The following is a 19,798-nucleotide window of genomic DNA, read 5'->3' as shown; positions in this document are numbered from 1 at the left end:
GGCTGCGGAAGATACCTAGATCGCAGCTGGCGTGTGCCGGCGATCCTGGCCGCGAGATTATCTGAAAACTGGAGATGTCGGTGATTCCCTTCTCGGTTCTGGACCTGTCGCCGATCAATCAGGGCAGCGATGCGGCCCAGGCCTTCCGCAATTCGCTCGATCTGGCGCAACACGCCGAATGCTGAATTACGAGCGGTTCTGGCTTGCCGAGCATCACAATATGCTCGGCATTGCCAGCGCTGCGGGCGCGGTGGTGATCGGCTATATCGCCGGCGGCACCAGGACGATTCGTGTTGGATCGGGCGGCGTGATGTTGCCAAACCATGCGCCGCTGGTCATCGCAGAGCAATTCGGTACGCTGGAATCGCTTTACCGGGGCCGCATCGATCTCGGGCTCGGCCGCGCGCCGGGAACGGATCAGCGTACGGCGCGGGCGTTGCGCCGGGATCTGGCGACGACCGCTGAGAATTTTCCCCATGATGTGATGGAATTGCAGGCCCTTCTGGGACCGCTGCAACCCGGCCAGAAGGTGCGGGCGGTGCCAGGTGCGGGAATGCAGGTCCCGATCTGGCTGCTCGGATCGAGCACGTTCAGTGCGCAGCTCGCTGCGGTGCTCGGTTGCCGTTTGCGTTCGCGTCGCATTTTGTCCCTTCGGAGCTGATGCGGGCGCTCGATGTGTATCGCGCCCGGTTTCAGCCGTCGGAACAGCTTTCCGAGCCTTACGCGATGGTCGGCGTCAATATTTTCGCCGCCGATACCGATGCCGAAGCGCGGCCTCTCATCACATCGCTGCAACAGCAATTCGTCAGCCTGGACGCGGCACGCCCGGATCCTTGCCGCCGGTCGACAACATGGATGAACTCTGGTCGCCGCTGGAGCGGACGGGAGTCGAGGAGGCGCTGGCCTATTCCGTGGTCGGTGCTCCGGACGCCGTCGAGCGGGGGCTTGAAGCATTCATCGCCGAGACCGGTGCAAACGAATTGATGTTGACGGCGCAAATCTACGACCACACGGCGAGACTCCGCTCTTTCGAAATCGCGGCCGAAATACGCCGCCGCATCGCCGCCCGTCAGCCGACATCCTTGCTGCGATCGGATGCTTCCATCGCCTGAATATCCCTGACCAGGCAGCGCAGCCCGTACAATTGATCGAGCAGATGCAAAATGATCGCAATGCCCTCGTCGTTGACGCCGAAATCCGCCTTGAGATCCCCGATCAGCCGCGCCCGCGCCAGATCGGCTTCTAAAAATTGAAATGTCTTTTTGCTGGCTACCGGTACCAGCCACTCCGCTTCGACCCAGGCATTCAATGTCCGGGTATCGAGGTGCGATCGACCGATGAATTCCTGGGTTTCCATCATCACACTCCCATCGATTGCCGCGGACTATATTCCACCGGCTGCCACCCCGCGACGAATGCCTCGAGTTTCGGTTCCGGCTTTTCCGGAAGCATTAGCATCAGCTTGACATATTCATCGCCCTTGCTGCCGTCGGCACGCGGCACGCCACGTCCTTTCAGCCTCAGAACGCGGCCGGTATTTGACCATTTTGGCACCGCCACCGCGACCGCTCCGCCGGGGGTCGGGACCCGAACCTTGGCGCCCAACACCGCCTCCTTCAGCGATATCGGCAGGTCCAGATATATGTCGTCGCCTTTGCGGGTGAAGTAGGGATGCGGCAGCACGCTGATCTCGATCAGCGCGTCGCCTGCCGGACCCTCGCCTGTCGCCGGGCGGCCTTTGCCTCTCAGTCGCAAGATCTGGCCGTCCTGCGTTCCCGGCGGAATGTTGACATCCAGCGTGGTGCCGTCAGGAAGGACAATAGCCTGCTTGCCGCCATTGACGGCATCAAGGAAAGAAAGCTCGAGATGATAGCGGACGTCCTGGCCCCGCCGGCGGCGGCCTGCGCTGCCGGCACGACCGAAAATCTCCGATAGAATATCTTCGCTGCCGGCAAAATCGCCAAAATCGGAAAACCCCGTGTTGTTGGTGTAGGCGGACCAACCGTTCTGATCGGCGAAATCCCTGTAGTACTGCTGGCGCGGCCGCTCCGTGCCTGAGGCGTCGACTTCGCCGCGGTCAAACCGCGCGCGCTTTTCCGGATCGCCCAGGAGGTCGTAGGCAGCCGAAACTTCCTTGAATTTTTCTTCGGCAATCTTGTTGCCGGGATTGAGATCCGGGTGCAGCTTTTTCGCCAGCCGGCGATAGGCTTTTTGAATCTCTTCCTGGGTCGCGTGTTTTTTTACGCCCAGCGTTGTATAGGGGTCCACGGCCAATGCCCACTCCTGTCTGCACGCCGGCATAGCCGAGCCAATGTGGCGTCATTGTTCTGCCGGCTGCCACGATTTTTGTGGCGACTTAGCCACCACGACGCGCGCCGGCCGCAACAAACGGTCGTGAAGCGTGTAGCCGTTTTCCAAAACCTGGACGACGCTGCCGGGTGGTTGTTCGGTCTGATCCGTCTCCATCACCGCTTCGTGCTTGCCGGGATCGAAAGGCTGGTTGAGGGCGTTGACTTCCTTGACGCCGAATCGATTGAGAATCTGTGTTAGAACGCGATCGGTGGCGGCCACGCCCGCGATCAATCCGTCTGCCTTTCCAGCGTCGCCCTCGACGGCGCCGAGGGCACGGCGCAGATTGTCGACAACCTGAAGCAATTCGCGGGCAAAGTTCGTGATCGCGTATTGCTGGGCGTCCTGCGCGCGCCGTTCACCCTGACGCCTGGTATTCTCGGTCTCGGCCAGCGCCCGCATCAACCGCTCACGCAAAGCAGCGATTTCGGATGCCGGATCGTTATTGTTGCCGTTGCCCGTAGCTGACGGGTCGGCATCGTTGTCCATGGTGTTTTCCGCCATGTCATGCTCCCGATCTCGTACTCGACGCGTCGTGAACCCTCAATGTTTTCAGGACGCCTTGCGCCCGCGCGGATCGACTTCCTCGAATTCAGCATCGACGACATTGTCGTCGGCAGAACCGCTTCCGTCGCCGGAGGATCCGGCTTGCCCGCCGGCGCCTTGCGAGGCCGCGCGAGTCTGGGCTTCGGCAATCCTGGAGGCGGCCTGCTGCAGACGTTCCGTCGCCTGGCGGATCGCTTGAACATTTTCCGACGTCAGATTCTGCTTGGCGTCGGCGACCGCCTGTTCGACCTGCCTCTTCAGGTCGGCGGAAATCTTGTTCTCCGCCTCGTTCAGGGCCTTCTCGGTGCTATAGATCGCCGCGTCGGCCTGGTTGCGCGCCTCGACCAGTTCCTTGCGGCGCTTGTCTTCTTCGGCATGCGCTTCGGCCTCCCTGACCATCTTCTGGATATCGGCCTCGCTTAGGCCGCCGGATGCCTGGATCCGGATGCTCTGTTCCTTGCCGCTCGTCTTGTCCTTGGCCGATACGTTGACGATGCCGTTGGCGTCGATATCGAAGGTGACCTCGATTTGCGGGACGCCTCGCGGCGCTGGCGGAATCCCGACCAGATCGAACTGGGCGAGCAGCTTGTTGTCGGCCGCCATCTCGCGCTCACCCTGGAAGACGCGGATGGTGACCGCCGTCTGATTGTCCTCGGCCGTCGAGAAAACCTGGCTGCGCTTGGTCGGTATGGTAGTGTTGCGATCGATCAGCTTGGTCATGACGCCGCCTAGCGTTTCGATTCCGAGCGACAGCGGCGTCACGTCGAGCAAGAGAACGTCCTTGACATCGCCCTGCAGCACGCCGGCCTGGATCGCCGCACCGATCGCGACCACTTCGTCGGGATTGACACCCTTGTGCGGCTCCCGCCCGAATAGTTTCTGCACGGTTTCCTGGACTTTCGGCATCCGGGTTTGACCGCCGACCAGCACGACCTCGTTGATGTCGGAAGCTTGCAGACCGGCGTCCTTCAACGCCGCCTTGCACGGCTCGATGGTGCGCTGGATCAGATCGTCGACCAGGGCCTCTAGCTTTGCTCGTGACAGCTTGATGGCAAGATGCTTCGGCCCGTTCTGATCAGCCGTAATGAAGGGCAGATTGACCTCGGTCTGGGTGGCGCTCGAGAGTTCGATCTTGGCCTTTTCGGCGGCATCCTTGAGGCGCTGCAGCGCGAGGCGATCCTTGCGCAGGTCGATGCCGTTCTCCTTGCGGAATTCGTCAGCCAGATGGTCCATGATCCGCTGGTCGAAATCCTCACCGCCGAGGAAAGTATCGCCGTTGGTCGATTTGACCTCGAACACCCCGTCGCCGACCTCAAGAATCGAAATGTCGAAGGTGCCGCCGCCGAGGTCATAGACGGCGATCTTGCCGCTTCCCTTCTTGTCCAGCCCGTAAGCGAGTGCCGCCGCGGTCGGTTCATTGATGATACGCATCACATCAAGACCGGCAATCCGGCCGGCGTCCTTGGTGGCCTGGCGCTGGGCATCGTTGAAATAGGCCGGCACGGTGATCACCGCCTGCGTAACGGCGCTGCCGAGATTGGCTTCCGCGGTTTCCTTCATCTTGGTGAGAATGAAGGCGCTGATCTGGCTCGGTGAGTATTTCTTGCCCCTGACCTCGACCCAGGCGTCGCCGTTATCGCCGGGCACGATATGGTAGGGCACCATCGCCTTGTCTTTCGCGGTGATCGGGTCGTCATAGCGCCGGCCGATCAGCCGCTTGATGGCGTAGACCGTGTTTTCCGGATTGGTAATGCTCTGGCGCTTGGCCGGCTGGCCGACCAGGACCTGGCCATCGTCGGTGAAGGCGACCATCGACGGCGTGGTGCGGCCGCCCTCGGCATTTTCGATCACCCTGGCCTTATTTCCTTCCATCACCGCAACGCAAGAGTTGGTGGTTCCGAGATCGATGCCAATTGCCTTCGCCATGACCAGGCTCCTTGTTCAAAAACCAGGCTCCTTGTTCAAAAGATGCGTGTAAACGCTTTCGCCGTTTCAGACGTTGTTCGATCAATATGCGGGACGCGCCAGGCGCGTCGGGAGGAAAGACGGCCAGCGCGTCCCGCGGCCGCTTGGGGACTCAAGCGGCGGCCTTGTTCTCCCGCTTGGCCTCTTCCTTAACCTCGATTTTCTTCGGCTCGGATTTGGCCGGCTTCGGAATCGCGATCTTCAGGACGCCGTTCGACATGGTGGCTTGAACGCTCGACGGATCGATGCCTGGAGGCAGTTGCAGCACACGCAGGAATACGCCGTAGCTGCGCTCGCTGAGCTGAACGTTCTTGTCTTTCTGGTTTTCCTCGATCTTCTTCTCGCCGCGAATGGTGAGAGTGTCATCGTCAATCGAAATCTCGACGTCCTTGCGCTCGAGGCCCGGCATCTCCGCGCTGATTTCGATTGCCTTGTCGGTCTCCGCGATTTCGATGTTGGGGATAATCTTTGCGCTCGGGCCTACCCCCTGCGCGAATTCGCTGAACAGCCGATCGATCTCGCGATGCAGACCAAACAATCCGAAATCGGGTCGCGTCAACGCGCCGCCATCACGAAATGGAACCAGTGACGTTAGCCTCATGGGAACCTCCTTGTTGCCTTGGTTGATTGGCTGAATGTTGCGTCGTATCGGCTGAAACGGCGCTGTCACGGACTGACCACGATGCGGTCTTCGACCTTGGTGATGCCCGGCGCCGACCACGCGACGCGCTCGGCTTCCTCGCGTTCCATCCAGGAGCGAACGGTGCCTTTCAGTGTCACCTCGCTGCCGTTCGCTTCGACGGTGATCCGATCGGCATCCACCTCGGCATTTCGCTTGAATGCGTCCTGGATCTTGCGCTTGAGCTCCGAGGGTTCCACCTTCGGCTTCACCGTTATGACGTTGGTGACACCCTTGACGCCCTTCACTTTTCGCACCGCGGTTTCAGCGGTGGTTTTCTGATATTGCCACTCCGCCGTGCCTTCCAGGGTGATCCAGCCGTCCTTCACGATGACCTTGATCTTGTCGTGAGAGATCGGCAGTTCCGACTTCAGGGCTGCGACAGCGTCTTTGGCAATATCCGGATCGGGACGTTGATCAATCGCAGGCAGCCGGACCTCGATATCATTCGCAACCGCGTGGACTCCCGCGACCCGCTTCGCCGCGGCCTCGGCTTCAAGTCTGTCGGTGTAACTAGGGGTGAAGCCCGCCAGCGTAACAACGCCGTCTTTGACCGAGACCGCAATGTCGTCGGCGTTAAGATTGGGATCCCATTTCAACTCTTCGCGAACATCGTGTTCTATTTCACTGTCGGACTTCATGATTCGCTCCTCGCCGGGATAAAGGGGCAGATTTGGTGGCTCGGTGGAATACGCTACCGTATCACGGCCAATTTAATCAGAGGTCACGCGCGCGGCCATGACGACCATCAACTTCCGCTCCAGGTTTGTGGGCCGTGGCGAGCGAGCGTGGCTTTAGAGTGGATTGCTGGCTCCTACCGAAGCGACCGCTTAAGGTCATCGTGGTGGTTGCGCTACGGCCGTCCCAACCGTTCGTCGCCCAACCAAGGGTCGACCCGTAGCGAGTGGAGCGGACGATCCTCGGACCGTGTTGCCAGTTCGATTTCATGAACATGGACGGCTTGCCCACCGTGTCGGATCAGAATTTCCTGGGCCTCGGCTTCTTTCTCCGGCGATCGGACTCGCACCCAGATAAGCAAGCCCTGCCATTCAGACTGCTTTTCCAATCCGAGCGTGCGCTCCCGATATAGCCGCCGACGTATTCGGGTCACCGCTATGCTGCCTACGATAAGGCCGCTCAGTATCGAAAAGATGCCGACGCAGAGAGGCTCTGTGCCCCGCGCGACAAGGATGGCTGCAACGGCGATAGCGGCGATGCATCCGGCGATGCTGCCAGCAACAGCCTCGGCGCTTAGCACGTCGTCGATGCCCATGAAGGATTGCCGGGGGGTGATTGGGAGATCGGCGAGGTCCGCTGGAGGAATTGACTGGTAATTCAAGCGCCGGTCCAACTCGTCGACCGAAGCGCTGACGTCGATATCAGCGCGGTCGGTTCCCGCAACGAGCAGCTCCTCTGCGGCGTCGATGAGCGCCTTCCGCGAATGGAAGACGCCCGTCACCTCGCGCGTGCGCATCCGGTCAAGGATATCTTCTGACGACTCGAGCATCCGGGTTTTCCCAGGAAACGGCTTTACGACGCCGGATAGTTGAATTGAGACAACTTCTTGAGTTCGTCCTTTGACGCGCCGGGCAGGGTGATCTTCTGGCCGGTATCGTCAATGACCAAGCTGTCATACGGCACCGCCACGAGATGTCCGCCCACGCCGAGAAAGCCGCCGACCTGCAACACGGCGAAACTCAGCTGCTTCTTGTCCTTGTCCGCGATCACATCGTCGACAGTCCCAATCTTCTCGTTCTTGTCGTTGATGACGCTGCTGCCAATCAGCTTGCTCATTCGATAGCCTTTCGCAACTATCGAAAGATCCACCTTGATGAGCTGCACCCCGGCTTGCGGCAGCGCGGGCCCGGCGGCAAAAGTGACCGCGAGCGCCGCGAGTGCGGTCCAGATCATCCAGCCCGAAGAACGCGGTCGTGCCGCAGGAGCGACGTGAGATGGACTCGGTAAAGCCGAAGCATCAATGCCGGATTTCAGGGACGTTCGGAATCCAGTGAAGGTAGCCATGGTTCTCTCCTGAGGTTTAATCACGGTCAAGGGGTAATCCCGAGACGCCGAGCCGGCACTGACCATTGTCAATTCGAGCAAGCTTTTTGAATCGTCGCGCCGACCGCGGTTCTTTTTGCAACCCCGTTATGCGTCGGCGTCGGCACGGCATATTTTCACCGCGGGCGAGATGGGAAGTCGACCTGGCTAGGCGCCGCACGCGTTGACGCCGTCGATTGCTTTAATTTCGAGCATTGCCCCGTTCGACCGCGAGTGTTTGTTGTCCGCGGCCCGGTTCCCGCAGCCGGGTTACGTAGTTTTACGGTACGCAGATTCGCCAAATTGCCTGATCGTCAGCGATGGCCGACGGTCCGTGCCGAGGAAACGGTTCCTCCCTCTGCACGTGAGGGAATTATCGAGACAAAAGGATGCGGTCATGAAAGCGCGAAGCCATGCAGCAGACTATTATCGGCGGATACTTTCGGCGCAGTCCCATGGTTTAAAGCGCCTCGATCCAGTTGCCGCGATTATGCACTACCATCGCGGACAGGAAATTCCCAATAGCTCGGGGCCTGCGGGCCACTGGTATTGTGTTATTGTTGGTGCGGTCCGGCGCTGCACAATACGTTCCGACGGGCGGCGACAGATCCTCGATTTGATGCTGCCGCAGGACTTCTTCTTCGTCTCCGACAGCAAGAGGGACGGGACGATCGAAGCGGTTGTCGAAGAGACCGTGCTTGCAAGCTATCCCGGCGCACGGATCGAACAGTTGGCGGAACGCGACCCGCTGTTCGCGCGCGAACTCCGCGAGGTCGCGCTTCAGTCTCTCGCGCGTTCCCAGGGGCAGCTCCAGATCCTCGGCGGCATCACCGCGTTCGAGAAGGTCGGCTCTTTTCTGCTTTCGCTCGATGGACGCGGGTCCGAAAAGAGGGGAGAAGTGGAACTGCCGGTGTCCCGCTATGACATCGCCGATTATCTGGCCGTCTCGGTGGAGACCGTGTGCCGCGCCATTACCGATTTGCAGCATCGCGGCGTTATTGCCTTGGCAGGCAAGCGAACGGTCAAGATTGTGAACCGGGGGGCCCTGGAAGATCGTTTCGGCGAACGCGCAATGGTGGCGTGAGCCGATCGTGGCGGGATTGAACCTCTGTTGCGGCCCTATCGTTTGTCGCTGGCTGCTGAGACGTTCAGCCTCGCCAGCACACCGACGCGGATAGCCTCGGCGAGCTGCCGCACGCCAAGCCGTTCCATCATGCGCGCCCGGTGAACCTCGACCGTGCGCACGCTGATCCCGAGATGGTACGCGATCAACTTGTTGGGGCGGCCGGACACCAGTTGGTCAAGAACTTCCCGCTCGCGTGGACTGAGGGTTGCGATCCGCCGGACGGCGTCGCCAATTTCGCGGTCTCGATCGAACTGGGTTTCCCTGTTGAACGCCGCCTCGATTGATCCGAGCAGCGCATGATCGCTGTATGGTTTTTCCAGGAAATCACTTGCGCCCCCCTTCATCGCGCGAACAGCGGTTTGAACATCTCCCTGGCCGGTCACTACAATGACTGCGAGGTCGCTTCTCATCTGGAGCAGTTGGGTCTGGACATCCAGCCCGCTCATGCCAGGCAAGCAGACATCCAGCAGGACGCATCCGGCCTTGAACGTCCTGGCTGCCGCGAGAAACGCGCCGGGACGGTCGAACATGACTGGCTCGAAGTTCGCCGAACTCAGCAAACGTTCCAGCGACCGAAGCACGGCGTCGTCATCATCCAGAACGTAGACGGTTCGTTCAGTCGCCATTTGCCGCTCCGCCGGACGGAAGGGTAAAGCGAAAAATTGTTCCACCCCCCGGATTCGGCTCCGCCGTTAATTGGCCATTGTGCGCCTCGATAATCGACCGCGAAATCGATAGTCCCAACCCCATGCCATCGTGTTTGCTCGAGACGAATGGCTCAAACAACCGGCCGGCAATATCGCCGGGAATTCCCGGTCCAATATCGGCGATGGCGATCTCGATCATGTCGTCATCGAGAGCCCTCGTCGATAGGGTGACTTGCCGCGGTTCTTGATCGGCCATCGCCTCAAACGCATTGCGGATCAGGTTGATGATCACTTGCTGGATCTGAACGCGGTTCACCAGTGCAGTTCGGGCGCCGTCATCGAGTTCAAGCCCCAGACGGACCTCCTGCGGAGCCATGCCACTCAATACGAGGGCACCGACTTCCTCGATCAACGAAGCAAGCGCCTCCGTTCGCTTTTCCGTCTCGCCCCTGCTGCCCAATTGGCGAATGCCGCGGACGATTTCGCTGGCCCGCAACGCCTGGCTGGCGGCCTCCTCGGTGGCTTCCTGCGCGGTCAAGGAATTGGCCGGCCCCCCGCGTGCAAGGAGCCGCTTGGCCGCATTGACTGAGTTGACGACCGCCGTAAGCGGCTGGCTAATTTCATGCGCAAGGGCAGCGGCCATCTGACTGGCTGCCGTGACGCGGGCTGCCCGCGACAGCTCATTCTGCAATTTCTGAAAACGAAAATCGGCTTGCGCTCGTTCCAGCCTCTCCGCGACGAGTCCTTCGTTGGCGTGTGCCAATTCAAAGGTTCGATCTGTAACACGGCGTTCCAGGCTCTCATTCAAGTTACGCAACGCGGCTTCCGAATTCTTCTGTTCGCTGAGATCGCGGCTCACGGTTGCAACGTTCATCGGCTCTCCGGTGCGCGGATCGTCGATCCTGAAGCAATCGACCAGGAAGGGTATCGGCATTCCAGATCCAAAATGCCTGAGGTCGAACTCTCCCTTCCACCGCCCGGTGCGAAGCACCAGCGGCCAGATATCGCGCTGAACCATGGTGCGGTTTTGCGGCGAAACGAAATCCAGCACGTGAAGCCGCAAGGCGTGGTCGAGGGCGTCAAGTCCCACCAACTCGAGTCCTGCCGGATTAATATATTGAATCTGACCATTGAGGGACGCGATGCCAATGAAATCCGTTGTCCGGTGCACGATCGTCGTGAACCTTCGTTTCTCGGCGTCTCCCAGCCACTGCTGAAAGGCGATCGCCGCCTGATTAGCCCCGGTATTCAGCAGCAGTTTTTCCGTCCTGGTTGGAAAGGTGTCGCGAAAACAGCCTGCAGCAAGTGTGGCATCGCCACCGAACCCGATTGGGGCGGTCGCCACGTGCAGGCCGCCGCCGGATGCGTCGTCAAAGACAAATTCCTGTCCGCTGCCGAGCAGCGCGCGTTTCCGCTGCAGCATCGTGCGCACATGTTTGAGGGTTTTGGGCGTCAGTCTGTCGCGGGCCAGTTCGCTTATCAACTGATTGCCCTCGCCGGGAAGTGCTATGAAAACGAAATCGGCGTCCAGTATCGAAATCAGTGCAGCGACGATGCTGCCGGCGATCTGGCGCATGTCATAATTCTGCCATCCAGCCGGGAGCGCTGAGAGCGCGACCAGATCGCGGATGCAACGTCGCAACTCGTTGGAGTTTGCAGCCGGCTCCGTCCACGGCATTGCTAGCGTCCTGGGGCAGGTTCGCGCTGCCCGGACGAATTGGATACCGGTCTTGCGGCGTTGGCAACGTCAAACTGGCTTTCGCCGCATAGCGATTGGGTGTTCGCGCCAAAAATTGGCTACTGCGGAGAGGCACAATTTGAAGGTGAGCATGCAATGCTGGGTCCATCAGAGATGTGATAATTTTCGAGCCCGCCGCGATGTCGGTTTTCGGTTGGGAATACCGACACGGGCCGTCGCAACCCAGGCTGGCGGGTCGCTCGCTGGAAAGGTATCGATCAGGCTTTCAAGGATGTCGTCGTCGGTGCTTGCGATCGTTTCACTGTCTAGCAAGGGCCGGGCATTGGCCCGGCCCTTTCGACTTCGATGATGCGATGCCCTGGACGTCATCGATTTGAAGTCGCCGTTCCGACCGCGGTCGGGTTGCTCAGTTCTTGCTGTCGCGATCGAAGCTTAAACGAGAACACCACGAGCGCGACGCCAAAAACGAGGGCGTAGGCTCCCAGCCACCAGGTGAGCACAATCGCGCCGATCAACGGCGTGATGATAAGGAGCACGCCATACGCAAGAGACAGCAGCCCGCCCAGGACCAGCCACCACCGGTCATGATCGATGTTCAACTGGAAGCCCGCGGCCGTCATCAGTCCACCCGAGACAATCGCCCATGCGGCAATCAGCCAGACGAGCGCAACTACGGTAAGGCCCGGCCAGAGAAAAGCGGCTATGCCCACGACGATATTGAGCAGCCCTTCGAATATCAGCAATCCCCAGCGATCCTCCTTGCGGCGGATCGCCCGCACTGCCGAGATGATTCCGAATACGCCGTCGACCAGCATATAGGCCGAGAAGAAGATCACCAGCGACAGTATTGTTGGGCCCGGAAAGATCAGCGCAACGCATCCGAAGATGATGCCGAGAACGCCTCGCAGCGTGAATAGCCACCAGTTTTGAATGAGCGTCCGTGCCGCCGGATTTGATCGAACGTCAGAGGCGGGATTGAATGTGGTGCTGGGCATGGCATGCTCCCAACCGCAACCTGGTTGCCGGTTTAATGAAATCTCTGTTCCGCTTTGTTTGCGGTGAGTTGTACTTAATGCAGCGCTGCAATTGGTGCGTTGACGCCCGTCAACAACGCTCGGTTTTTCGGTTCAGGCTTCTGATGGCCGAGCGATCGGAGGAGTTTCGCCGCGCCCCGAAAATCAAATAGCGATCTGATTGCGCATCCGTCCAAACAGAATTTGTTGGTCGGACCGGACCAGAGAGAGCCAGCCTGATTTTTCAGCGCCAACCGGCCAAAAACATTGGAACCAATAGCATCGCCAGGATTCACACTCGGTGGCGGGAACGTAGCGCGTAGGGATGGCCCAGATGCCCGAGAGTGTGCTGGACGAATGCTATCAATCCATTCTGAAAATTGCCGAAACTCAATCTCACGACGCGAAAAGAGCTATCCTGGCCCTGGCGCAAATCTTCCAGGACAAATCTGGCCGGAGGTCCCATGACAGCCGGCCTTCATTGTCACAAAACATTCGTGCGCCTGATCGCCAGCGGATACCTTCTGACCGGCTTCGATCTCGACAAGCGGCTTGACCCGGTCTTCCCGCCTCGGTCACTCGCGATGCGATATGCCGGTTGCGGATCACTCACGATCAGACACTACGATCATGCACTGCAAGGATGATTTTTCCGACCACATGACCCTCGGCGAGGCGTTCATGCGCCTTGGAGGCCCGGGGGAGGGGATAGCATTCGGCGATTGGAACCCTGAGTCTGGCGGCCTGCACCGCCGCGTTCAGGCGCTCGAATTCGCGAACGCCTGAGATGCCGTCATAACGGATCAGTCGCACGCCGCGCCGCTTTTTTGGCGCGGGCTCGACGCCGTTCGGGTGCGCCACCCGGCCGCCGGGCCGAAGTGCGTTCAGGCATTTCTCCAGCGCATCGCCACCGGCGAGCGCCAGCATGGCGTCGACGCCGTCCGGGGCAAAGCGCCGCGCCTGGTCGTCGATATCGACGCGTTTGCCGTCGACAACGTTGTGTGCGCCCATCTCCCGCACCAGTTCTAACCCTTCCTTGCCCGATGCGGTCGCGAACACCTTGGCGCCGCGGAGCTTTGCGAATTGCACCGCAAGCGTCCCCACCCCTCCCGAGGCGCCGTGAATGATGATGGTCTCGCCCCTTTTCAAACCCAGCGCATCGTCAATGCCCTGCAGCGCGGTCAAGCCGGTGATCGGGATCGCGCCGGCATGCCGCAGATCCAGCCGTTTGGGGATCGGCGCGACCTTGTCGGCGGGCAACGCGACATATTCGGCGTAGAAGCCGCCCTTCGGATTCTCCCAATTGTAGGAATAGACTTCGTCGCCGACCTTCAACCGCCGCACCCGCGAGCCGACTTTTACGACGATGCCGGCGCCGTCATAGCCGAGAACCAGTGGAAAATGCGGCTTGCGGGACGCAAAATATCCTTCCCGGACATCGGCGTCCCATTGGCCGACGCCGGCGGTATCGACGGCGATCAAAACTTCGCCGGCATCGACTTCCGGGACCGGCAAAGCGTGAGCGGTGATCACCTCAGGTCCACCGAAGCGGTCGATGGCGGCAGCGAACATGGTGCGGGGCACATGCATCGCGTGATGGCTGGGGGTGTCAAAATGGCGGGTACGATCGAGCATGACAATAATCTCCCGGCGGGTGTGCCAGCTGCATGGACGAGATTTCTCGCCCCGGCGCTGACGTTGGTCAATTTCGCAGATCAAATGCTCGACGGCGGCTTGAAGGGATGCCGACGGCTATCGGGAACGCGCCGCTTGCCGCTCCGTCCGGCCGGTGTGCGAGTTGCGGACTGTATCCTGCTGTTCGGTATCCGGAGGATTGAGCGCCGCCTCGATCGCATCATCAACGCGCTCCAGCCAGACGAAGCGAACCAGGCTGCGAGCGTTTTCCGGCACGTCCTCAAGGTCCTTGCGGTTGCGGGCAGGAAGCATGACGGTGGCGATGCCGGCCTGGATCGCGGCCAGAACCTTCTCCTTCACCCCACCAATCGGCAGCACCAGACCGCGTAGCGAGATTTCGCCGGTCATCGCCGTATCGCTGCGAATCGTGCGTCCGGTCATCAGCGACGTCAACGCCATGAACATCGCGACGCCGGCGCTCGGCCCATCCTTTGGAATCGCTCCGGCCGGAACATGAATGTGGACGTCGGACTTCTGCCGTTTGATTGTATCGATGCCGAATTCGGCGGCGCGCGACTTCACCAGCGTCAGGGCTGCCTGCGCGCTTTCCTTCATCACATCGCCGAGCTGGCCTGTCAGTATCAACTTGCCTCGGCCGGGAATGCTGGTCGCCTCAACGAACAAAATATCACCGCCCGCGGGGGTCCAGGCCAGACAGGTTGCGACGCCCGGCACGCTGGTGCGCATGGCGATTTCCGGCTCAAAACGTTTCGGCCCCAGAATGGCGTGAAGGTCCGCCACCGTGATGACCACAGCGGTCGCGTTACCCTCGGCGATGCGCATCGCGGCGTGCCGGCAAATTGCCCCGATCTGGCGCTCTAGGTTTCGCACCCCGGCTTCACGCGTGTAGTCGCGGATGATGGCGAGCAGGACCTCGTCGGTAATCTTGCATTGCTCCTCGCTCAGCCCCGCCGACGCCAATTGACGCTTGACCAGATAGCGCCTGGCGATCGCCAGCTTCTCATCCTCGATGTAGCCGGGCATCTCGATGATTTCCATCCGGTCGCGCACCGCGGCGGGAATGTTGTCGATGACATTGGCGGTGCCGATGAACAGCACTCTCGAGAGGTCGAAGGGAACCGCGAGGTAGTTGTCGCGGAACGTCGTATTTTGCTCGGGGTCGAGCACTTCCAGCAGCGCCGCCGAGGGATCGCCGTGAAATCCCGCGCCGAGCTTGTCCAGTTCGTCCAGCATCATCACCGGATTGCGGGTCCCGGCCTTGCGGATGGACTGGATGACGTTGCCGGGCAGGGCTCCGATATAGGTTCGCCGATGGCCGCGTATCTCGCTTTCGTCATGGACGCCGCCGAGGCTAAGCCGAACGAATTTGCGATCGGTGGCCCGCGCGATGCTTTGGCCCAGCGAGGTCTTGCCGACGCCGGGAGGGCCAATGAAGCAAAGGATCGGGCTCTTGCCATCCGGATTGAGCTTGCGCACCGCCAGGTATTCGAGAATGCGCCGCTTCACTTTCTCAAGGGCATAATGATCCTCGTCGAGGATGCGCCGCGCCTCGGTGATATCGATGCGCTCCAGATCGAGCTTTGACCAGGGCAGTTCGAGCAGCCAATCGAGATAGGTCCGCGTCATCCCGTATTCGGGCGAGGCCTCCGGCATGCGTTCGAGCCGCTTCAATTCCCGACTCGCCTGTTCCTCGGCCTCCTTCGGCAATCCCGCTTTATCGATCTTTTCGGCGAGCTCCTTGATTTCCGCGGCCTTGATGTCGTCGTCGCCCAGTTCCTTCTGGATCTGGCGAAGTTGCTCGCGAAGGATGTGCTCGCGCTGCTGCGATGACAGTGTATTCTGGGTCTGATCGCTGATTTCTTTCGAAAGCTGCAGAACCTGGATTCGCTTCGCCAGCAAGCCCAGCAGTTTGTCGAGCAGTTGCGTCACGTCGAATGTCTCGAGTAGATCCTGCTTCTCGCCGACCGGTATATCGATAATCCCTGCCAGAAAGTCCGCCAGCGCCGAAGGCGAATCCAGACTATCGATGGCTGCCGGGATTTCCGGCGGCAGGTTCGGCAGCAACTGGACCGCCTCTTTGGCGCGGGTCTCGAGCAGGCGCATCCGCGCCTCGACCTCAGGCGTCAGCACTTCGGAGATGCCGATCTCCTCAACGCGCGCAACGAGATATGGAAAGCCGGGGAGGAATTCCACGATACGGAACCGCCGCAAACCGCGACAGATGGCATAATGGGTATTCTCGTGAGTAACGTAGCGCAGGATTTCTGCAATGGTGCCAACGCGCCGCAGATGTTCGGGACCGGGTTGTTCGATGTCGGGGTCATCCTGCAGCAGCAAGCCGACCCTGCGGCCGCTTTGCGCCGCTTCCTGGGCCGCGGCGATCGACGCGGGCCGGCCGATCGTCAGCGGCAGCACCACGCCCGGGAACAGCAGCATGTTTCGAACCGGCAGGATGATCGTTGCATCCTCGGGAATTACCGGATGACGCCGATCCTTCGCGCTGCCGGAATCTTCGCTTTCATTTGCGTAGGACATTGGTCCGCCTATCCATCAAAGGCTATTTGGAGAACTTTAGCGTCAGGCAGCCATTGGCAAGTTCGGATCGGTCGAGCGGGAGCCGCGCCGCCTGAACGCGTATCCGGCGTTCGAATTTGCCATAGGGGATTTCGAGACGATGAACGCGGCTGCCGCGCGGGATTGCACTCGGGCGACGGAAACCAACGACCGAAATCCCATCGGCATCGACCGAGACTTTCATGGCGTCCGGGTCGACCCCAGGAAGGGCGACGGTGATCAGAATTTCGGAATCGGTCTCTATGATATCGATCGGCGGTTCCCAGCTGAGCTCCGGCATCGGCGCGGCGATCGGCTGAAAGAACTGACGATGCAATCGCTCGGCGCGATCGATCATCTCGCAGGCCGTGGTCCACATTAGAGTTCTTGGATCGACCGCGGCCATGATCTTTGTCCCTTGAGCCGATGCCAAGCTCCCGGCACGGCAAGCCGTTTGGCATCCGGCTGACACCCAACCAGGTTGTTCGACCTAACCCTATGATGCGGCTGATCCCGTCACCTTGACGACCGTCAATCCTTCCCCGGAATGCCACGCATTGGAGCTCCCGCGGCATGGCAAAGGCCAGCGGCTTGTCGGTCTCAAGCGTACAGCGCATCTGGCGCGCGTTTGGGCTGCAGCCGCACCGCATGGAGACGTTCAAGCTCTCGACCGACCCCAACTTCGTGGCCAAGGTGCGCGACGTCGTCGGCCTTTATGTCTCGCCACCGGAGCACGCCATCGTTCTTTGCGTGGATGAGAAGTCCCAGATTCAAGCCCTGGATCGCAGCCAGCCGATGTTGCCGATGCGGCCCGGCCAGCCAGCCCGCAGAAGCCATGACTATACCCGGTACGGCACCACATCCCTGTTTGCCGCTCTCGATATCGCAACCGGACGGATTATCGGCAAGTGCTATGGGCGCCACCGCGCCGCGGAGTTCCGCAAGTTCCTCGACGAGATCGAGGCGGCCGTACCGCGCGACCTCGATGTTCACCTTGTCATGGACAATTACGCCACGCACAAAACCCCGCTCATCCGCAAATGGCTGGCCAAAAGGCCGCGCCGACACGTGCATCCGACCCCGACAAGCTCGTCGTGGCTCAATCAGGTCGAGCGCTTCTTTGCGCTCCTAACCGACAAAAAGATCAGACGCGGCATCTACCGAAGTGTCGCCGCCCTCAGGGGCGATATCGCTTGCTATCGTTCGGATTGCTTGGCCTGTTCCTCGGTCCCGTGATCATGGCGGCGCTGCTGACCATCTGGCGCGAATGGATCGGCGGCGAGGATTGACCGGGTCCCGCGCCTGATGGTCACCACCGCCCGGGACCGCGCCAGTCCTCACACGCACCAAGCTTCTTCAGGACGTTATTGCACAAGGTGCACTCAAAGGTATGCAGGTCGGTGCCCGAAAATGCCGGCACGATGCGGGCGAGCATCATCTGAACATGGCACTTCGGACAGGCAGGACGTTCAATCGCCCCGAGCGGCACGATGGACGACAGCAGTTGAGATTGGGGCATATGCGTCCTTCGAACAGGCGTCAGTGCAGCACTCTCGATCACCGCGCATGTCCCGAGGGCCGAGCGGTAATGCGACAGTATGCCGTTCCGGCTATCCGCTCGCTGTTCAATATTGCTCAATCTCCGAAACCTGCTTTCGCTTTTTTCTAGCAATCTGTTTTCCAAGAAGAACGACCGCGCGGCTTTCGCCGGCGGTCCAATTCAGGGAGGAAACGCCCCGGGGAAGGGCAGCGACGGTGGGGTGAGTGGCCATCGCGTATTCTATTTTGCAAATCGAAAGATCCCGCGCATTGACGAGGCCCAATTTTCTGCTCACGTTTCGCGTTTTTGCGTGGCGACCGTTTGTATTGCTGCCGATCACGTTGGCGGGACACGGACACCTTGTTCCAGAAGGAATGCTCCGACAACCCTAATCGCTTCCGCAACAAAACGATCTCGCGTCTCCGCCTCCGCTTCTCCATCGAGGGCGGTTATCCTGAGATCGAATACGATTGATGTGCCGTTGGCGACTTCGGCCCAGCTCAATGTCCGCGCGAGAAATGGTGTCACGTTCCGGTTCCCCTGTTTTCGGCCAAAGATAGCACAGTTTGCGGCAGTGAGATGGCCGGCGAGCCGGTATCTCAACCCGTGACAGGGCCGTTCGGCCGAACCCGAGACAGCGTCGCCAACAATGACGCCCGTCAAGGCGTCGACGATCCGCTCGATGTAACATGTTAAGGGACGCGGACACCGCGGGCCTTGATACGCCGATTGTTCGGAAAAGCTGACGCAACAGCGGAGATATCATGCCATGAGGAACCGCGGCCTCGACACGATTTCAGACGCAGCCGACCCCGGCATTGCCCGCAGGAGTCCAATCCAATCGCCTCCAATCGAGCGGACGAATCCTGCCTCGACTGACACGAATCCTGCCTCGACTGATATGTCGGGCGATCGGAGCGCCAAACTTGGACCGCAGAAAAGTTGGCGCCGGCCGCTGCTGATCCTCGGCCCGGTGGCATTGGTCGTCGGAGCGCTGGTGCTTTATCTGGCAACCGGCCGCTATGTCACCGAGGAGGACGCCTATGTTCAGGCGGTAAATGTTTCGATCAGCCCGCAAGTCGCGGGTCAGGTCCTTACCATCGCGGCCAAATCGAACACCGCGGTCACGAAGAACGATCCTCTCTTTAACCTTGACCCCGAGCCTTATCGGATCGCGCTGGCCAATACCGAAGCCCAACTCGGCATCGCCCGCGACCAGGCCAATACACTGATCGAGACCTATCGCGCGCGCCTCAAACAAATCGATGAGGCCAAGGCAACGCTGGACTACGCGCAAACCAATTACGATCGCCAGCAACACCTTTTTGACTCCGGTGCGGTGCCGCGCGCCACCCTCGACGCCGCCATACGCGACCTGCAGACCGCAAAGGCCAATCTGGCAAGCCTGCAAAGGGAGGCTGCGGCAGCGTTGGCCCAACTCGGCGGCAATCCGGATCTGCCGGTCGACCAGCAGGCCCCGGTGAAGCAGGCGCAGGCGGCCGTCGATGCCGCGGCGCGTAACCTGCGCCTTACCTCGATCGTCGCGCCGTTCGACGGCATTCCCAATAATGTCGAGAGCATCGCGGTCGGAGCCTTTCTCAACGCCGGCCAATCCGCCTTTCCGCTGGTGTCGGCGCACAATCTCTACATCGAGGCCAACATCAAGGAGACCGAGCTCACTTATGTCAGGGAAAGCGACCCGGCGCAGGTCACCGTCGACGCCTATCCGGACAGCCCCATCGCCGCCAGGGTCACGACGATGGCGCCCGCCAGCGGCTCGGTATTCGCGCTCCTGCCACCGCAAAATGCCACCGGTAACTGGGTCAAGGTGGTGCAGCGCATCCCGGTGCGGCTTTCCTTCGGCGAGGTTCGGGAGGGTCTTGCGTTGCGCGCCGGCATGAGCGTCAAAATCTCGATCGACACCGGCCATCGACGCTCATTGCGCGAGCTTTGGCGTGATCTGACTTCGATTTTCGGAGGCTGAC

The 19,798-nt window shown here is 60.5% G+C and carries 17 protein-coding genes and 2 pseudogenes; 4 read left to right on the top strand and 15 right to left on the bottom strand.

The genetic code is table 11. The features are described 5' to 3' along the window. The first annotated feature begins 80 nt into the window (after positions 1-80). Positions 81-1,112 (top strand): annotated as a pseudogene (locus BLR13_RS02765) (LLM class flavin-dependent oxidoreductase). Here BLR13_RS02765 and BLR13_RS02760 read toward each other — a convergent pair. From BLR13_RS02760 to BLR13_RS02725, 8 genes are all read right to left on the bottom strand, one after another. Then, entirely contained in the window at positions 1,070-1,357 is a 288-nt protein-coding gene (locus BLR13_RS02760; protein WP_074827818.1) for a chaperone modulator CbpM, read from the bottom strand. The pseudogene BLR13_RS02765 and the gene BLR13_RS02760 overlap by 43 nt on opposite strands. 2 nt (positions 1,358-1,359) lie before the next feature. After that, positions 1,360-2,274 (bottom strand): DnaJ C-terminal domain-containing protein, encoded by a 915-nt coding sequence (locus tag BLR13_RS02755; RefSeq protein ID WP_074832029.1) that lies wholly within the window; start codon positions 2,272-2,274, stop codon positions 1,360-1,362. Between the two features lie 45 nt (positions 2,275-2,319). Further along, positions 2,320-2,853 (bottom strand): nucleotide exchange factor GrpE, encoded by a 534-nt coding sequence (locus BLR13_RS02750; RefSeq protein WP_074827820.1) that lies wholly within the window; start codon positions 2,851-2,853, stop codon positions 2,320-2,322. A 48-nt stretch (positions 2,854-2,901) separates the two neighbouring features. Then, positions 2,902-4,821 (bottom strand): molecular chaperone DnaK, encoded by a 1,920-nt coding sequence (gene dnaK, locus BLR13_RS02745; RefSeq protein ID WP_074827821.1) that lies wholly within the window; start codon positions 4,819-4,821, stop codon positions 2,902-2,904. Positions 4,822-4,972: 151 nt separating this feature from the next. Beyond that, complete coding sequence (locus BLR13_RS02740) at positions 4,973-5,461, bottom strand: Hsp20/alpha crystallin family protein (RefSeq protein ID WP_074832031.1); 489 nt, start codon at positions 5,459-5,461, stop codon at positions 4,973-4,975. A 65-nt stretch (positions 5,462-5,526) separates the two neighbouring features. Beyond that, complete coding sequence (locus tag BLR13_RS02735; protein ID WP_074827823.1) at positions 5,527-6,180, bottom strand: BON domain-containing protein; 654 nt, start codon at positions 6,178-6,180, stop codon at positions 5,527-5,529. 212 nt (positions 6,181-6,392) lie between these two features. Next, positions 6,393-7,046: a hypothetical protein gene (locus BLR13_RS02730; protein ID WP_074827826.1), complete on the bottom strand. Its 654-nt coding sequence runs from the start codon at positions 7,044-7,046 to the stop codon at positions 6,393-6,395. Between the two features lie 23 nt (positions 7,047-7,069). Beyond that, positions 7,070-7,561: a PRC-barrel domain-containing protein gene (locus tag BLR13_RS02725; RefSeq protein WP_074827829.1), complete on the bottom strand. Its 492-nt coding sequence runs from the start codon at positions 7,559-7,561 to the stop codon at positions 7,070-7,072. A 415-nt stretch (positions 7,562-7,976) separates the two neighbouring features. Here BLR13_RS02725 and BLR13_RS02720 point away from each other — a divergent pair, with 415 nt between their 5' ends. Continuing rightward, positions 7,977-8,663 carry a helix-turn-helix domain-containing protein gene (locus BLR13_RS02720; RefSeq protein WP_079586857.1) on the top strand — a complete coding sequence of 229 codons (687 nt, stop codon included), beginning with the start codon at positions 7,977-7,979 and terminating at the stop codon, positions 8,661-8,663. A 35-nt stretch (positions 8,664-8,698) separates the two neighbouring features. Here the strand turns inward: BLR13_RS02720 and BLR13_RS02715 are convergent, their stop codons facing one another. From BLR13_RS02715 to BLR13_RS02690, 6 genes are all read right to left on the bottom strand, one after another. Continuing rightward, complete coding sequence (locus BLR13_RS02715; protein ID WP_074827833.1) at positions 8,699-9,331, bottom strand: response regulator transcription factor; 633 nt, start codon at positions 9,329-9,331, stop codon at positions 8,699-8,701. Continuing rightward, positions 9,321-10,928 (bottom strand): PAS domain-containing sensor histidine kinase, encoded by a 1,608-nt coding sequence (locus BLR13_RS02710; protein WP_171945001.1) that lies wholly within the window; start codon positions 10,926-10,928, stop codon positions 9,321-9,323. Before BLR13_RS02710 ends, BLR13_RS02715 begins: the two co-directional genes overlap by 11 nt. 488 nt (positions 10,929-11,416) lie before the next feature. After that, positions 11,417-12,046, bottom strand: coding sequence for an HdeD family acid-resistance protein (locus BLR13_RS02705; RefSeq protein WP_074827840.1), 630 nt, complete (start codon positions 12,044-12,046; stop codon positions 11,417-11,419). 633 nt (positions 12,047-12,679) lie between these two features. After that, positions 12,680-13,699, bottom strand: coding sequence for a quinone oxidoreductase family protein (locus BLR13_RS02700; RefSeq protein WP_197679513.1), 1,020 nt, complete (start codon positions 13,697-13,699; stop codon positions 12,680-12,682). Positions 13,700-13,816: 117 nt separating this feature from the next. Continuing rightward, positions 13,817-16,255 carry an endopeptidase La gene (lon, locus tag BLR13_RS02695; RefSeq protein WP_074827842.1) on the bottom strand — a complete coding sequence of 813 codons (2,439 nt, stop codon included), beginning with the start codon at positions 16,253-16,255 and terminating at the stop codon, positions 13,817-13,819. A gap of 22 nt (positions 16,256-16,277) precedes the next feature. Continuing rightward, entirely contained in the window at positions 16,278-16,652 is a 375-nt protein-coding gene (locus BLR13_RS02690; protein ID WP_244525065.1) for an Hsp20/alpha crystallin family protein, read from the bottom strand. 161 nt (positions 16,653-16,813) lie between these two features. Between BLR13_RS02690 and BLR13_RS02685 the strand changes: the two are divergent. After that, a pseudogene (locus tag BLR13_RS02685) lies at positions 16,814-17,473 on the top strand (IS630 family transposase); the annotation flags it as partial. 109 nt (positions 17,474-17,582) lie between these two features. Here the strand turns inward: BLR13_RS02685 and BLR13_RS39850 are convergent. Continuing rightward, a complete protein-coding gene (locus tag BLR13_RS39850; protein WP_143039806.1) occupies positions 17,583-17,912 on the bottom strand; it encodes a hypothetical protein in 330 nt (109 codons plus the stop codon). 898 nt (positions 17,913-18,810) lie between these two features. Between BLR13_RS39850 and BLR13_RS02680 the strand changes: the two genes are divergently transcribed. After that, a complete protein-coding gene (locus tag BLR13_RS02680) occupies positions 18,811-19,797 on the top strand; it encodes an HlyD family secretion protein (RefSeq protein WP_157793671.1) in 987 nt (328 codons plus the stop codon). The last annotated feature ends 1 nt before the right edge of the window (position 19,798 follow it).

Origin of the sequence: Bradyrhizobium ottawaense, assembly GCF_900099825.1 — a bacterium.
Taxonomy (GTDB): domain Bacteria; phylum Pseudomonadota; class Alphaproteobacteria; order Rhizobiales; family Xanthobacteraceae; genus Bradyrhizobium; species Bradyrhizobium ottawaense_A.
The sequence above is the reverse complement of the archived record's forward strand: the minus strand, read 5'-3'. Positions and strand labels throughout refer to the sequence as shown.

Coding starts and splice junctions, on each gene's coding strand:
- BLR13_RS02760 (WP_074827818.1), bottom strand. CDS start 1,357: ATGGAAACCCAGGAATTCATCGGTCGATCGCACCTCGATACCCGGACA.
- BLR13_RS02750 (WP_074827820.1), bottom strand. CDS start 2,853: ATGGCGGAAAACACCATGGACAACGATGCCGACCCGTCAGCTACGGGC.
- dnaK (WP_074827821.1), bottom strand. CDS start 4,821: ATGGCGAAGGCAATTGGCATCGATCTCGGAACCACCAACTCTTGCGTT.
- BLR13_RS02740 (WP_074832031.1), bottom strand. CDS start 5,461: ATGAGGCTAACGTCACTGGTTCCATTTCGTGATGGCGGCGCGTTGACG.
- BLR13_RS02735 (WP_074827823.1), bottom strand. CDS start 6,180: ATGAAGTCCGACAGTGAAATAGAACACGATGTTCGCGAAGAGTTGAAA.
- BLR13_RS02730 (WP_074827826.1), bottom strand. CDS start 7,046: ATGCTCGAGTCGTCAGAAGATATCCTTGACCGGATGCGCACGCGCGAG.
- BLR13_RS02725 (WP_074827829.1), bottom strand. CDS start 7,561: ATGGCTACCTTCACTGGATTCCGAACGTCCCTGAAATCCGGCATTGAT.
- BLR13_RS02720 (WP_079586857.1), top strand. CDS start 7,977: ATGAAAGCGCGAAGCCATGCAGCAGACTATTATCGGCGGATACTTTCG.
- BLR13_RS02715 (WP_074827833.1), bottom strand. CDS start 9,331: ATGGCGACTGAACGAACCGTCTACGTTCTGGATGATGACGACGCCGTG.
- BLR13_RS02710 (WP_171945001.1), bottom strand. CDS start 10,928: ATGCGCCAGATCGCCGGCAGCATCGTCGCTGCACTGATTTCGATACTG.
- BLR13_RS02705 (WP_074827840.1), bottom strand. CDS start 12,046: ATGCCCAGCACCACATTCAATCCCGCCTCTGACGTTCGATCAAATCCG.
- BLR13_RS02700 (WP_197679513.1), bottom strand. CDS start 13,699: ATGCTCGATCGTACCCGCCATTTTGACACCCCCAGCCATCACGCGATG.
- lon (WP_074827842.1), bottom strand. CDS start 16,255: ATGTCCTACGCAAATGAAAGCGAAGATTCCGGCAGCGCGAAGGATCGG.
- BLR13_RS02690 (WP_244525065.1), bottom strand. CDS start 16,652: ATGTGGACCACGGCCTGCGAGATGATCGATCGCGCCGAGCGATTGCAT.